The sequence below is a fragment of the Photorhabdus caribbeanensis genome (genome assembly GCF_018448885.1).
GTDB classification, from domain to species: Bacteria; Pseudomonadota; Gammaproteobacteria; order Enterobacterales; family Enterobacteriaceae; genus Photorhabdus; species Photorhabdus caribbeanensis.
On record NZ_RCWB01000002.1, the window covers coordinates 202,369 to 216,813 of the forward strand.

Annotated in this window: 14 protein-coding genes; 9 read left to right on the plus strand and 5 right to left on the minus strand. The window is 46.3% G+C overall.

Annotated elements, in window-relative coordinates; all coding sequences use genetic code 11:
* The first annotated feature begins 18 nt into the window (after positions 1 to 18).
* The 6 genes from EAE90_RS02835 (at position 19) to EAE90_RS02860 (ending at position 6,932) form a co-directional block, all read left to right on the plus strand.
* The gene (locus EAE90_RS02835) at positions 19 to 756 is read left to right on the plus strand and encodes a fimbrial biogenesis chaperone (RefSeq protein WP_246550263.1); all 738 of its coding nucleotides are present in this window, start codon (positions 19 to 21) and stop codon (positions 754 to 756) included.
* A 29-nt stretch (positions 757 to 785) separates the two neighbouring features.
* A complete protein-coding gene (locus tag EAE90_RS02840; protein ID WP_214052188.1) occupies positions 786 to 1,580 on the plus strand; it encodes a fimbrial biogenesis chaperone in 795 nt (264 codons plus the stop codon).
* A gap of 109 nt (positions 1,581 to 1,689) precedes the next feature.
* Positions 1,690 to 4,425 carry a fimbria/pilus outer membrane usher protein gene (locus EAE90_RS02845; protein ID WP_246550265.1) on the plus strand — a complete coding sequence of 912 codons (2,736 nt, stop codon included), beginning with the start codon at positions 1,690 to 1,692 and terminating at the stop codon, positions 4,423 to 4,425.
* Between the two features lie 351 nt (positions 4,426 to 4,776).
* Positions 4,777 to 5,883, plus strand: a complete 1,107-nt coding sequence (locus tag EAE90_RS02850) for a hypothetical protein (RefSeq protein ID WP_214052190.1) — start codon at positions 4,777 to 4,779, stop codon at positions 5,881 to 5,883.
* Between the two features lie 132 nt (positions 5,884 to 6,015).
* Complete coding sequence (locus EAE90_RS02855) at positions 6,016 to 6,507, plus strand: CaiF/GrlA family transcriptional regulator (protein ID WP_214052191.1); 492 nt, start codon at positions 6,016 to 6,018, stop codon at positions 6,505 to 6,507.
* Between the two features lie 98 nt (positions 6,508 to 6,605).
* Positions 6,606 to 6,932, plus strand: a complete 327-nt coding sequence (locus EAE90_RS02860) for a hypothetical protein (protein ID WP_214052192.1) — start codon at positions 6,606 to 6,608, stop codon at positions 6,930 to 6,932.
* Positions 6,933 to 7,055: 123 nt separating this feature from the next.
* On the opposite strand, the gene spoT is transcribed toward EAE90_RS02860, so the two are convergent.
* Genes spoT through gmk form a run of 3 tightly spaced genes read right to left on the minus strand, consistent with a single transcriptional unit; the run spans position 7,056 to position 10,144 of the window.
* The gene (gene spoT, locus EAE90_RS02865) at positions 7,056 to 9,173 is read right to left on the minus strand and encodes a bifunctional GTP diphosphokinase/guanosine-3',5'-bis pyrophosphate 3'-pyrophosphohydrolase (RefSeq protein WP_214052193.1); all 2,118 of its coding nucleotides are present in this window, start codon (positions 9,171 to 9,173) and stop codon (positions 7,056 to 7,058) included.
* Between the two features lie 17 nt (positions 9,174 to 9,190).
* Positions 9,191 to 9,466, minus strand: coding sequence for a DNA-directed RNA polymerase subunit omega (gene rpoZ / locus EAE90_RS02870; protein ID WP_011144672.1), 276 nt, complete (start codon positions 9,464 to 9,466; stop codon positions 9,191 to 9,193).
* A gap of 54 nt (positions 9,467 to 9,520) precedes the next feature.
* Positions 9,521 to 10,144: a guanylate kinase gene (gene gmk / locus EAE90_RS02875; protein WP_214052194.1), complete on the minus strand. Its 624-nt coding sequence runs from the start codon at positions 10,142 to 10,144 to the stop codon at positions 9,521 to 9,523.
* 173 nt (positions 10,145 to 10,317) lie between these two features.
* On the opposite strand from gmk, the gene EAE90_RS02880 reads away from it, so the two are divergent.
* Positions 10,318 to 10,458, plus strand: coding sequence for a type II toxin-antitoxin system HicA family toxin (locus EAE90_RS02880; protein ID WP_339920667.1), 141 nt, complete (start codon positions 10,318 to 10,320; stop codon positions 10,456 to 10,458).
* 31 nt (positions 10,459 to 10,489) lie between these two features.
* Positions 10,490 to 10,927 (plus strand): type II toxin-antitoxin system HicB family antitoxin, encoded by a 438-nt coding sequence (locus EAE90_RS02885; RefSeq protein ID WP_214052196.1) that lies wholly within the window; start codon positions 10,490 to 10,492, stop codon positions 10,925 to 10,927.
* Positions 10,928 to 11,218: 291 nt separating this feature from the next.
* Here the strand turns inward: EAE90_RS02885 and EAE90_RS23605 are convergent, their stop codons facing one another.
* Entirely contained in the window at positions 11,219 to 11,668 is a 450-nt protein-coding gene (locus EAE90_RS23605) for a hypothetical protein (protein WP_246550267.1), read from the minus strand.
* A 217-nt stretch (positions 11,669 to 11,885) separates the two neighbouring features.
* On the opposite strand from EAE90_RS23605, the gene EAE90_RS23610 reads away from it, so the two are divergent.
* A complete protein-coding gene (locus tag EAE90_RS23610; protein WP_246550269.1) occupies positions 11,886 to 12,278 on the plus strand; it encodes a hypothetical protein in 393 nt (130 codons plus the stop codon).
* Positions 12,279 to 12,971: 693 nt separating this feature from the next.
* On the opposite strand, the gene EAE90_RS02895 is transcribed toward EAE90_RS23610, so the two are convergent.
* Positions 12,972 to 13,814 (minus strand): hypothetical protein, encoded by an 843-nt coding sequence (locus EAE90_RS02895; protein WP_246550271.1) that lies wholly within the window; start codon positions 13,812 to 13,814, stop codon positions 12,972 to 12,974.
* Between the last annotated feature and the right edge of the window lie 631 nt (positions 13,815 to 14,445).

Below are 14,445 nucleotides of genomic sequence, written 5' to 3' on the forward strand. Positions count from 1 at the left end.
TGAGATGAAGTGGGATATATGAAAAAGCTGATAGTTATGGGGATGCTGGGGATATGGGCGGTTATGGCGTCGTCATCAGCCCACGCAGGTCTGATGTTGAGGAAGACGCGTATTATTTATCAGCAGGGTGACAAGGTGCAAAGCATCTCACTGCAAAATTCAGGCGAAGAGGTCTATCTGGTACAAGCTGCGGTGACGCCGTGGGATAACCCAAATACCCGTTCATCGGAGTTTACGGTGCTGCCCCCGTTGTTCCGTATGGAGGGCAATAGCTTGAATGTGATGCGCCTTGTACGTACCGGTGGTGATTTCCCTGCTGATCGTGAGTCGCTGTTTCGTTTTCGGATTAATGCGATCCCGGCGAAGAAAACAACTGATGACAGCAAAGAAAATAGCGACGGGAAACAAGGGGAGATTGGCGCGTCGCTGTCTATCTCGTTGGGTATGAATATAAAACTTATCTACCGACCGGATAAGCTGCCGATGACGCCGGAACAGGCCCGGGGTCGGCTGACGTTTACACAATCAGGCAATAGTGTGGTAGTGACCAACCCAACACCGTATTACCAGACTTTTGCTCAACTGAAATTTGACGGCAAGGCGGTGGATTTTGACAAAGCCCCGTCAATATTGACGCCTTTCGGCCAGACGACTTTTCCCCTGGCAGGCAAGGTTGGCAGTAAGGTGGAATGGTCGATGATCACCGATATCGGCGGGGTGAGTAAGCTACAGAGCGGTACGTTACAGGCTGACTGAGTATATTTTGAGAATTGGAAGAGCATCACATGGCGGAGCGTAAGGTTTTAATAAAGCAGAGGGTGACGTCTGTGTTATGCGCTCTGGCAATGATATTACCGGTTTTGCCACTGAGGGCGGAAGAGGGCCTGATGGGGGCGTTATATATCAATGATGCCCGTGTGCTTTACCTTGAATCATTCAACAATGGCGTTCCTTCAACATTCATCAATAACAGCGACAGCAATTATCTGATTCAGTCAACGGTACGGGAATTGGACCCTGCCACCGGTTTACCGCTGGATGCTAAGGCGCCATTTATTGTGATTCCGCCTATTGCCAAGGTGGATGCGCATGAACGGCAGGTGCTGAAAATCCTGCGTACCGGTGGGGATTTTCCTAAGGATCGGGAATCTCTGTTTTTTCTGAATGTGCGTATGTTGCCTTCTGAGAAACCATCATCAGTATCTAAGAGTTTCTCCGGCAAGATAAAAATGACGACGGCTTTGGCGGTGAAGGTGTTCTATCGTCCTGAAGGGTTGCCAAAAGAGGGCGTTGTCGGTGCCGTGAAACAATTAAGCGCGTCAGTAAAAGAGAGTGTTGTGACGCTGACTAATCCGTCGCCGTTTTGGATAACGTTGCAGGCTTTACAGGTAAGTTCGTTTGCCGTACCGGATCAGGATTTATTTAGGATGGTGCCGCCATTTGGTCAGCAGAGCTGGTCGCTGCCGGTGGGCAAAATGTCCCTAGGCAATAATGTCACAGTATCGTGGCGTGCTATTGATGAATTCGGGTTAGGCACCGATGAAGAGAGTCGATCTATTACTGTGTCTGGCAGTGGTTAATAGCAATTGTAGTGGTTAATAACAATTGTGGTTAATAGCAATATTGCAGATACCGACCGATATAGATATTGAGTTGAATATATTTAAATAAGAGATGGCGATTTTAACAATGAAAATGTTAATTCCGGTGATAAGCTGCCGTTTAGAGCGGCCTCCTATTTATCATCGTGTAAATCAAAATATTTCTATTTCTCTGGTGCTATCAAAGTGTCCGGTGAAATTGCGCCTTTCTCTGGTTTTCTGTCGGATGGTACTGGCGTTTCTGACTGGATGGAGTGCTCAGGCGATAGGACGCGACTACTTTGACCCGGCCTTATTGGACTTTGGTTCGAATTCAGGGCAAACGGTGGATTTATCACAGTTTGAAACCGCCGGAGGCCAGGCGCCTGGGACTTATCGTGTTGACATTTACGTGAATGGCAGTTTTTTTGATTCACGGGATATTACGTTCCAGCGTCATGGCGACAGCGAGCTGGTCCCGGTGCTTACTCCAGATTTGTTAGATACCGCTGGTGTCAATATCAGCGACACGCCGGCACTGAAAACCTTGCCAGCGGATAAGCCGATAGAGAATCCGTTAGGTAAATATATTCCCCAGGCTACGGCCCGCCTGAACTTTTCCCAGATGCGGTTAAATTTGAGTATACCCCAAATAGCGATGAAGCCTGCAACCAATGGTCAGGTTGACCCGAAATTATGGCAAGAGGGTATCCCGGCTTTTATATTGAACTACAACATTAATGGCAGCCAGAATCGACGTTCGCAATTTGGCAATCAACAGACTAATCAGAGTCTGTTCGGTAGCTTCAATTCTGGATTGAATCTGGGGGCCTGGCGTCTTCGTAACACGGCGACTTATTCTTATAGTACCCAAACTTATAACCGGTATGACTCACTCAATGACGCCATGAAAAAAACCACCCAATCCCGGCAACGGTGGAACTTCCTGCAAACCTATTTGCAGCGGGATGTGGTGGCGTTACGCAGTGATCTGACGATAGGGGATACTTCGACCGGCAGTGTGGCGGGGCAGGTATTTGATGGTTTCCCCTATCGTGGGATTGGGCTGGCCACCAGTGATTCGATGATACCGGGTAGGCAGAGTGGTTTTGCGCCGATTATCAGTGGGATAGCTAAATCGAATGCTCAGGTGACGGTGACACAGAATGGCAGTGTGATTTATCAAACCAATGTTGCGCCGGGTCCATTTCGTATCACGGATTTGGTGGGGAGCAGTACCGGCGGGGATTTGCAGGTGACAATCACCGAGGCTGATGGTACTCATCATGGGTTCAGTCAGGCTTATTCTAGCCTGCCGATGATGTTGCGGCAGGGGCAATTCAAATACGAAGCAGCGGCAGGGCGCTATCACACTAGTGGATATAGTAGTGGCGGGCGTAAGCCAGTGTTTGGCATGGCCTCAATGATTTATGGTCTGCCCGGCAACGTCACATTATATGGTGGTGGTTTGGTAGCGCAATCGTACCAGTCCGCGGCGCTAGGGACCGGGCTTTCCCTAGGTATGATGGGAGCGTTATCTGCGGATATCACCACTTCTCGGGCCAGGTTGAAAAATATGGCTGATATCCAGCGCGGAGAATCTTATCGCGCTAAATATTCGAAAAGTATGCTGACCTCCGGCACGACGGTGGATTTAACCGCGTACCGCTATTCAACACGTAATTACCTCAGTTTTTCCGATGTTAATACCCAAGGTTACACGGTTTGGGGGGAGCTGCCTTCCTGGATGTCTCAGCGACGTCGCAGCAGTTGGCAAATGAGATTGAGCCAGTCATTGCCGGGTAACTATTCCCTGTGGCTCAGTGGTCAGCGGGATAATTACTGGGGCAGTTCTAAAACTAACACCACCCTGTCGATGGGATTGAATGGCTCTTTCTACCGTGTGGGCTGGGGGCTTAATTACAGCATTGATCGCATACGCGGCAACGGCGATTGGCCTGAGAACCGGCAAGTTTCATTGAACGTTAACATTCCTCTGAGTCTGTTTGGCTCTTATGCGGCTCTGAACAATGCGTATGCCAACTATAGCTTATTCCACGATAGCACGGGGCGCAGCAGTAACCAGTTAGGTTTGGGCGGTTCATTGCTGGATGACAATAGTCTGTCCTGGAGTGTGTCGCAAAGTCAGGCGAATAAAGGGCAGGGAAATAGCGGGTCAGTATCAATGGGATACAGTGGTTCCCTTGGGCAGGCTAACCTGGGATACAACTACGATTCATCGGGAGGGCGAGGTGTGAACTACGGGATTAGTGGCGGATTGATCGCCCATCAGCATGGCGTCACGTTGGCATCGCGTATTGGTGATGCGGCGGTATTAGTGCGGACATCGGGGGTTGGCGGTATTCGTGTGATGAACTCCAGCTCGATTTCGACTAATCGTTGGGGATATGCGGTTGTGCCTTATGCCCAGACGTACAGCCGTAATAGTATCAGTTTAGATCCGTCATCGTTGCCGGAAGGGGCTGATATGGCCCAAGGCAGCAAGAACGTATTCCCGACCAAAGGGGCGGTTGTGATGGTGGATTACCCTGTACGTATCGGGCAGCAATTGCTGATGAATTTGCTCTATCACGGTAAGCCGGTACCGTTTGGGGCAATGGCGGGGCTTAAAGGGGATACAACAACAAATCTGGCGGCGATCGTCGGGGAGGGCGGACAAGTGTACCTGAGTGGCATGCCTCCCAACGGGGTACTCAAAGTGAAGTGGGGCAGCGCGCCGGATAGTCAATGCGAGGTGGTGTTTAACCTGGGGCCGCCGCCGGTAAAAACGAAGCAAGATAAGAGCTGGAGTCCCATGAGGCAATTGAACGAAACCTGCCGTTAAGATGGGGCAGGGTTAAGATGAGGTGGTGCACAGATAACCTGATGTGAAGAACCATCGTTATTAGAGGAAGAGGAACCGCTGAAAGGTGGGTGTAATCTGGCCGGGATGGGGGGAGATTAACGAATGAAAATTTCTAATATAGCAACTGGGAAGTTACTCCCGGTTGGGCAGCCGATGAAGACGAAGAAGACGTTTATTAACAAGCTAAAACAGGATATTGGTTGGATGGCGGTTTGTTGTCGTAAGTGGCCGATATGGGTGGCAATGATATGCCTATCCGTGGGTATTTTTTCTTCCCCCTTAGTGTTTGCCGAGTCACTAAATTGGAACGCTGATACAACCTTGAAAGTCTTGGGGCCTGAGCGGACGGTAAAGCGCAGTGATGGAGTAATCAATTACCCGGCAGCAGGTAAAGCGACTTTAGATGTGTTTCCACTTTATAGGAAGAGGATAGCGAGTAAAACCACCTCGTATGATCAGAAATTTCTGGAGGATGTCCGGTTCCAGCTCAGAGCAGGGCGCGGGGAAATTTTTAAAGTCCCTAGAGTGGTGTCAGGCAGTTACGAATGTACAATTATAGCCAAATCTCATTATTACCATACTAAGAATCCTATTGAAGGAACAGCCATTCAACACTTTACGGTGAGTCTTGATAAGCCATACCCCAATGAAAATCTTTCTCAACCATTATATTTCCAGCCGGAAAATCCTAATAATCAGAATGATAGAAATATAGCAGAGGGAAGGATAAGTGACCTCGATTTTGATGTGTCCTGTCGTGGGGTAAATTTTTCATGGCAGCGGAATCCTGATGAAAAAGTCGAATTTGATAGTGACGATAACGCACCAATTTTGAGTATCTTGGCTGATGGAGAGGAGTTCATGTCGTGGTCCAAACCACGCTTTCCGCCTATCAAAGACCCGGTAACAGTACTGGACCCGCCGGTTTGCGGCTTAGATTTTGGCACCCCAGGCGCTTTTGTGGGTGTAGTGTCGATGGGAGAGGTTCTCCGGTCGCTCGGGCCATATCCGAAACAGCTCCCAACAGGTGAATTCAGCAGGTCTGGTGGATATTTTCCTATGAACATTATATGCACGGTGAGCGATAAGAACAAGGCCGGAGGAGTGGCCACTTTGCAGTTTTCCGCCCCACAGCTAGCTGATAATAATGAAAGTATCGTAGTACCTGGCTTCGATGACGCGCTGAGGATTAAAGTGGTACCGACTGTGATAGGCGGGAATACTAAGCTGGCGGAACCAAACGCGATGGGTAAGCCAGTAAAATTTGGTCCTCCAACTAATGCGGCGGATGTTCTGTACTTTACTGTGGGTGATACGCCAAACACCTATGTCTCTCAAAACCAATTCGATGTGGAAGTTTGGCAAGTAAAGGCGTTAGACCCTGGTACTTCTGGTGAATTTCAGACCACTATGAACGCAACGTTAGTCGTGCGATAACGCCTACGATGGCAGGGTATTTAAATATGGCATGGTGGCTTTAGCCGCCTAAGTGTTTCATCTCAATAAATCACGCTATTTCATTTCTCATGTGGTAACAGATCGACCAGTTAGTCACCAGGGGAGAGTAAAATGACAATCAATGTTAATGATTCAATGCCGCTTCAAATGAGCGGCAGCCAGACTGATCTGCTCGGAAATCAGATTATTACTGGCAAGCAACGTAATCATGGGGATTTTCGTCTGCCTGTCTGCTTGTCTCATTTGAATGATACACCGTTGTACATGGCGGTCGCGTATTGGGGGTTATTGAAGGGTCGCGGATTTACCAAAAGTGAAATCAGTCAGGTGTTTCGGGTGTCAGAACGCCGGGCAAGGGATGTGATGAATTATATCTACAATGAGCGGCGTGATGTGATTTCCTGTGAAAAAGTCTTTTTTCGTGAAAAACACGGTAGTCGACGTTTGATGCTGATTGTCACGGCAGTCGCTAAACCTATGCCTCAGAGGAACCCGATACTGGTAACAAAAACAGTAAAGTCGGCGCATTCCCGGACATCATCACGGATTAATCATATGCGTACTTGGTTTTTGCAACGCGCTTGCGGCCCGTTTATTTCTTAACTGTCCGCTTATTTCTTAAAGAGTATGATACATGTGGCTGTCTGGCGGGGCATGGTGGAGGATGAGTTTTTATCGATTCTGTGGGTGATGCCTTATGGATGCTGATAAGCCGAATGGTATTGGTTATCAGCATCGTACTGCTCACTGTCTGTGGGGTGTTATTGAGCAACAAAGTTCGCGACTTTCTCTATCCCCGTATGCTGCTAGCATATTGGTGCCGAACATGGATTGTGCCGCTATTGTTTATTGCTATTGGGCTGGTGTTGATGTTTGGCGTGGAGGGTGAGGGGGGGTTAGGCCACATACTAGGCAAGCTTGATTCAGTATTGATGGGGCTATTTCTTGATCATCAGAGTGATGTGCCGCCAGCATTCTATCCGGCGACGTCATTCGATAGTGGTCTGTTGTGGGGCGGCGGTGGATAGCGCTATTGGCTGTTCACCTGCGGATCTGCGTGGGCTGCCCGGTGCAGAAAACGATAATCAAAACAATATTCACAAAAATAACCAAAAGAAGATTCCCTGAGCAACGAGGGGAATCTATCCGGTTTAGTTTCTATTACGGCTGACTCGCATTACATCCGGCATGATGCGGATTTTGCGCATAATGTTCGCTAATTGGATACGGTCTTTGGTGGTCAGCCGGATAAAAGCGCAGTAAACACGGCCATCTTTCTCTTCTGTATTCATGCTCTGAATATTGGAGTTTGCCGCGTTAATCGCGGCGGTCAGATTTGCCAACGCCCCTTGATGGTTAAACATATCCACTTTTATTTCAGCAATAAAATCACTGTTGACTTCTTTATCCCACTCTACCGCCATAAATTTCTCCGGTTCTTTCTGATAGCCGCGAATATTACGACAGGATTCATGGTGGATAACCAACCCTTTGCCGGGGCTGATATGGGCGATAATTGGGTCGCCGGGGATGGGGCGACAACATTTGGCAAAAGTGATGAGCACGCCGTCAGCGCCTTTGATGGGTAATTTGCGTGCCCCGTTATTATGGCTACTGGTGTTTGCGCTGCTCTCTTGTGCGCCTAGCAGGTTGCGAGCGACAACGATACTCATGGTATTGCCAAGCCCGATTTCAGCCAGCAGATCATCTATTGTCGCGAGTTTCATTCTCGTCAACTCTTTGCTGATATTTTCCTGCGGAATATCAACCAGCTTTTTCCCATTACCCAGCGCGTGATTTAGCAGGCGACGACCTAGCCCAATCGAATCTTCCCGCTTAAGGTTTTTGAGCAATTGACGAATTTTGGCGCGCGCTTTTGAGCTGACGACAAAGTTTAGCCAGGCGGCGTTTGGCCGAGCGCCCGGCGCGGTAATAATTTCAACCGTCTGGCCGTTGGTCAGCGATTGCGATAATGGATATGGCTGGCGATCAACTCGTGAACCGACACAGGCATGACCAATATCGGTGTGTACGGCGTAAGCAAAGTCAACCGGGGTAGCGCCCGCGGGGAGTTCCACAATGCGCCCTTTCGGGGTAAAAACGTAAATCTCATCAGGAAACAGATCAGATTTAACGCTTTCAATAAATTCAAAAGAGTTGCCGGCACTTTGTTGTAATTCCAGCAGACTCTGCATCCAGCGTTGGGCGCGAACTTGCGCGGCGGTACTCGACTCTTTCTGTTCCTTGTAAGCCCAGTGTGCCGCGACGCCCATTTCAGCCATTTGATCCATATCTTCGGTGCGAATCTGGATTTCAACCGGGACGCCGTGAGGGCCAATCAGGGAAGTATGCAACGATTGATAGCCGTTGGCTTTAGGGATGGCAATGTAATCTTTGACTCTGCCTGGCCGGGGTTTATACAGGCTGTGCATCTGCCCCAAAACGCGATAGCAGATATCAACATTGTTAACGATAACCCGAAAAGCATAGATATCCATAATGGAATGGAAACGCTGCTCTTTGAGGTGCATTTTCCGGTAGATAGAATAGAGATGTTTTTCCCTGCCGCTGACTTTGCACTCAATATTGGCTTCGGCCAGCCTGCCGGCAATTTCAGACAGAATTTTCTGGATCATCTCTTTACGGTTGCCACGGGCCGCTTTTACCACCTCTTTGATAACCCGGTAACGGTTAGGGTGGAGAGCTTCAAACCCCAGTTCTTCTAACTCGGTTTTCAGGTGGTGAATACCCAGACGATGAGCTAAGGGGCTGTAAATCTCTAACGTTTCCCGGGCGATACGACGGCGTTTATCTGGACGTAACGCCCCGAGAGTACGCATATTATGGGTACGGTCTGCCAGTTTGATCAAAATGACGCGAATATCTTGCACCATCGCCATGATCATTTTGCGGAAGTTTTCCGCCTGCGCCTCTTTTTTATCGCGGAAATTCAGCTTATCAAGCTTGGAAACCCCCTCGACTAACCCGGCGACCACCGGGCCGAAAGGTTGGGCGATATCCTGAAAGGTGGCGGGCGTGTCTTCAATAACATCATGCAACAAAGCGGCCATCAGTGTTTCATGGTCGAGACGCATTTCGGCCAGAATACAGGCAACCGCGACAGGGTGCGTAATGTAGGGTTCGCCACTGGTGCGGGTTTGCCCGTCATGGGCATCCCGCGCAACAGTGTAAGCCTGCTTGAGGAGTTCAATTTGACTCCCAGGCAGATATTTTTGGATAAGCAGATTCAGGCTTTCGAACAGATACAAGGCAGACCTACCGTAGATTAACGACGACTTTCCGCGATAGCGGAAACCGCCTGCATTTCTGCGGCTTCCTGCTCTTGTTGTTCCTGGCGCTCACGGACATCCAGGATCTTACCGTTAATCAGCCCCTCTTCCACTTCACGTAGAGCGATAACCGTCACTTTATCGTTCTCTTCCGCAACCAGCGGATCTTTACCGCCTGTTTGCAGTTGACGCGCTCGACGAGCGGCGACCAACACCAGGTCAAAACGATTACCAATTTTTTCTACAGCGTCTTGAACAGTTACGCGTGCCATATGTGTGCGACTCCACAGGTAAAGAAATGACTGGGCATAATACTGAAACTTGGTTCAGTCTGCCAATAATTTGCTGATTAAAGCATCATGCCGTTGTGCCTGGCGCTCCCGATGCAGGCGTTCTGAACGGATGATGGTGTGCAGATCGGCCAATGCAGTATTGAAATCATCATTAACGATTAAATAATCATACTCGTTATAGTGGGCCATTTCTGCAACGGCCTGCTTCATACGTTTTTCAATAACATCTTCACTGTCCTGCCCTCGGCCACGCAGACGGCGACAAAGCTCCTCTTTTGACGGCGGCAGGATAAAAATGCTGCGGGCAGATGGCATTTGTTTGCGGATCTGCTGTGCTCCTTGCCAGTCGATATCAAGAAAAATATCCACCCCACTGGCAAGCGTTTCTTCAATCACTTTCCGGGATGTACCGTAATAATTATCAAAAACACGGGCGTGTTCCAGAAATTCATTATTATCGATCATCTGGCGAAAGGCTTGTTCGGTGATAAAAAAATAGTGTTCACCATGATTCTCACCGGGGCGCATTGCACGTGTGGTATGGGAGACAGAAACCTGAGTATCATACAAAGGTTGAGTTTTTAATAAAGCCTGAATCAGACTTGATTTACCCGCTCCGCTTGGCGCAGAGACAATATATAACGTGCCTTGGATCATGATGGTGTCTTGGTTGATTGGATAACAATAACAATGAAGCAGAATAAAATTCTTTTACAGTATACACGTACCTGCTTATATGTGTCGCGTTGCCGATGCATTTCTGCCGAAATTTTGTTGGCGAAGGATTGCTAATGGGTATTTGGTATCGTTAGGGGGTGACTTCTCAAGGAGTGCTGATAGAAAAGGCTAGGGGGGGAGGAAGCCACCAAAAGGTATCTATAAACGGTAAATCGTCGGTTTTCCCCGATCATGGCTCCAAAGAGATCCCTGAACCATTGAGGAAGAAAATAATGAAGGATCTGGGGCTTTAAGTTCCGGTTATCTATCTTAAAGAGAGGTACTATGTTTAATTATCCTATAAAACTAGAATATGACGAAGAGACAGGAAGTTATGTGGCTAGTTGTCGTGATCTTCCCTTATTCAACTCAGTAGGTGACTCAGTTGATGAAGCTCTTCTCGAATCTATTGATGGGTTGGTTACGGCTATTTCTATAGAAATTGACAAACGTCGGCTTATACCTGAAGCATCCCTGTTGGAGGCAGGTGAATACATCGTCACTCTTCCTATTCTCGTCGTAATGAAAGCGGCATTGCATAATGCAATGGTAGAAACAGGAACACGCAAAGTCGATCTTGCTCGACGATTAGGGCAAAAGGGGCCACAGATTGATCGGCTTCTTGATGTTGAACATTCATCAAGGGTTGAAGTTGTTGAATTGGCTTTGCATCAGTTAAATAGAAAGCTAGATATAGTCGTTAATACTACACTACATCATTAAATAAAATATCACATAAGTTGAGATATCTTGCGAATGAAAGTAATTGAAAGAATAACATGAACAAGTAAGCGAATAATATGATTAAGTGTGAACGATATTGGTGTTGATTTCTCATTTGAAGTTTTGAGTTATCGTTTTTAATTTTTATTAGCAAATCAGTATAATAACTGGAATTAAATATTCTGATATTTCAGATTAATAGCAAATAAGATGAATTATAACTCGGTCTATTATCTGTATTGCTTGGATATTCAGCCGGGGATTGCTCCCCGGCTGTTTTATTAATGATCTTTATTGATTATTGCTATCCGCTTTTCTCTTCCAAGGGAGATTATCTGGGTTATCATGGGGGACTGGCTTCTTCGAGTTAGCATTTTCTGCACTCGTCGGTCTCAGGACGGCCGGGTCTTTAAACTTATCATTTGGATTATCGTCTGGTGGCGTCCAGAAAGCGACATTATGAATCCAATGGCAGTTGTCTTGCATCTCAATTGACGGCACTCCGTTTTCCCACTTACTTTCCCATTCAAATTTCTCGTCGGGTTTACGTTCCCATGAAAATCCAGCCCCTTTGCAGGTTGCTGTGTAAACTAGGTCTGTCACGCTAGATTCCATGACGTTTTGGTCTCCCTTGAACCAGTAGATATCACGATTCGGAACGATAGCATCCGTATAAAGGTTTGTTGTGGCTTCGCCAGGCGCTCCATCTTTACGTTTGGCAACCATCTTACAGTGATACATACCTGTTACCACATGTGGAACCCTGAAGATTCTGTTTTGTGCTCTAACCCAAAACATGGCGTCTTTTAACATTAAATCTCCGGTCGGCGTTGGAAACTCATGATCGACTACTGTTGGAAAGGCAAGCGTTAAGTTAGTGGACCCCCTTGCTGGGTAATGAACCGGCTTACCTTGGTTGTCTTTCCCATTGATGACTGGTTGCCCGAGAGCTTTGAATATGTATTCTGATCTCCAGGCGGGAGTCGCCGGGTACCCTAGGTCTTGTACTGGTATTTTAGGGCATTCAGTAGCGGCCAATACTGAGGTAGAAAAAAGCGCCCCGATAGACACGCCCATTATCCATGCTGACCAGCGGCGATTTCGACCAACATTCTGCTTCACTCTGTTGATGAACGCTTTTTCAGTATTCATCGGATACTCTGACGGGGATTGTTCCCCGATTGGCATGTTAAAAATTTTCATTCTCTGTGATAACCCTGTCCCGGCCAGATTGCATTGGCCTTTTAAGGGTCCTCCTTCTTTAAATGATTATTTTCTGCATCGGATTACCCGTGCAGGCCGTTATTACAGATTGCATTCATATAAGGGTATTGCTGGAACTTATGTTTGAGGAGAAATCGTCTTGATTCATATTACGCTCCTAAATTTAAGGTTGTATTGGATTGACCTTTTTTACCCACAGGGGAGCTATACCGTAAAACTAAATCCCTTGCGGATGACGCTGATTTTCTATTGCGACTACCAAGACATAAATAAGTTTAGCAACTCTTTAAAAAAAAGATAATAGAAAAAGCAAAAGATTAAAAAAATGTGATAACGAAAAGTTATCAGTCGATAACTGTAGGTTAACGCTAAAGTTGATTGTTGTTGGTGGTTGCTAAGATTGTTTTTCATAAATAAATGATAAGAGTGACAATAATGAGATTTAAATAGAGTAATTTAATGGGGATATACATCTTTATGGCTATTATTACGTGTACGAGTAACTTAATTCACTAATAACTGATTGCAGGGCTGGAAATAAGGTGTTGTTAAGTTGTTTTCGTAATTTACGTTCTATATGATTTGTAAAATATCAGTTATTTTGGGGTTTTTAATATTTGTTTTTAAAACGGTTGCGTAAAGTTATTTTTTTAATCTTTATTTGGCAGTCGATTTTAGTAATAACAGTGGGTGGTGGGATGATATTTTAAATGGAATAAGCGATGGGCTGAACCGAGGTATTACGGCTCAGTCTTGGTTTTAGTAACAATTATTGCGTGCTCAACCGGGGATTGCTCCCCGGCTGTTTTGTTAACGATTTTTATTTATTGCTGCTATCCGTACTAGTAGGTCTCATGACAGCCGGGTCTTTAAACCGATCATTCGGATTGTCGCTTGGTGGTGTCCAGAAAGCAACATCATGAGCCCAATTGCAAAGGTCTTGCATTTTAATTGACAGCGCAGGGTTGTCCCAATCACTTTCCCATTCAAATTTCTCTTCGGGTTTACGCTCCCATGAAAATCCGGTCCCTTTGCAGATTGCTGTGTAAACTAGGCCTGTCACGCTAGATTCCAGAACGTTTTTGTCTCCCTGAAACCTGCGGATGATCTGATTTGCAACGACAGCATCCGTCTCAAGGGTTGCGGTGGCTTTCCCGGGCGTTCCATCTTTAATCGTGGCAGTCATCTTACAGGTATACTTACCTGTGATCACATGTGGAACCTTGAAGATTCCGTTTGGTGCTCTAACCCAAAACAGGCCCTCTTTTAACTTCAAATCTCCGGTCGGCGTTGGAAACTCATGATCGACTACTTGTGGAAAGGCAATTATTAAGTTAGTGGCCCCCCTTGCTGGGTAATGAACCGGCTTACCTTGGTTGTCTTTCCCATTGATGACTGGTTGCCCGAGATGTCTGAATATGTTTTGTGCGTCCCAGGAGGGAGTTGCAGGGTACCCTAGGTCTTTTATTGGGTTATCAGGGCATTTAGCGGCGGCCAATACCGAGGTGGAAAACAGCGCCCCGATAGACGCGCACATTACCCATGCCGACCACCGGCGATTTCGGCTAACATTCTGCTTTACTCTATTGATGAACGTTTTTTCAGTATTTATCGGATACTCTGACGGGGAGTGTTCCCCGGTTGGCATATTAAAAATTTTCATTCTTTGTGATAACCCTATTCCGGCCAGATTGCCTTGGCCTTTTAAGGGTGCTCCTTAATTTAGATGATTATTTTCTGCATCGGGTTATCCGTGCAGGCCATCATTACAGATTGCATTTATATAAGAGTATTGCTGGCACTTATGTTTGAGGAGAAATCGTCTGGATTCATATTATGCTCCTAAATTTAAGGTGGTATTGGATTGACCTTTTTTACCCACAAGGGAGCTTATACCGTAAAACTTAATCCCTTGCGGATTACGCTGATTTTCTATTGCGGCTAATAAGACATAAATAAGTTTAGCAATTCTTTAAAAAAAAGATAATAGAAAAAACAAAAAATTAACAGAATGTGATAATAAAAGATTATCAGTCTATAACTATTGGTTAACTCTAAAATTGATTGTTGGTGGCTTTTCATAGGTAAATGACAAGAGTGATAGTAATGAGATTTAGACAGAAAAATTTAGAGGAGATATACATCTTTATGGCTATTATTGCTTGAATGAGTAACTTGATTAATTAACAATTAGTTGTTAGGCCGGAAATAAAGGGTTGTTAAGTTATTGTCTTTTGAACGTGATTTGAAAGTTGATGTTGGTAATAACAGGGGGTAGGTGAGTTGATATTTAA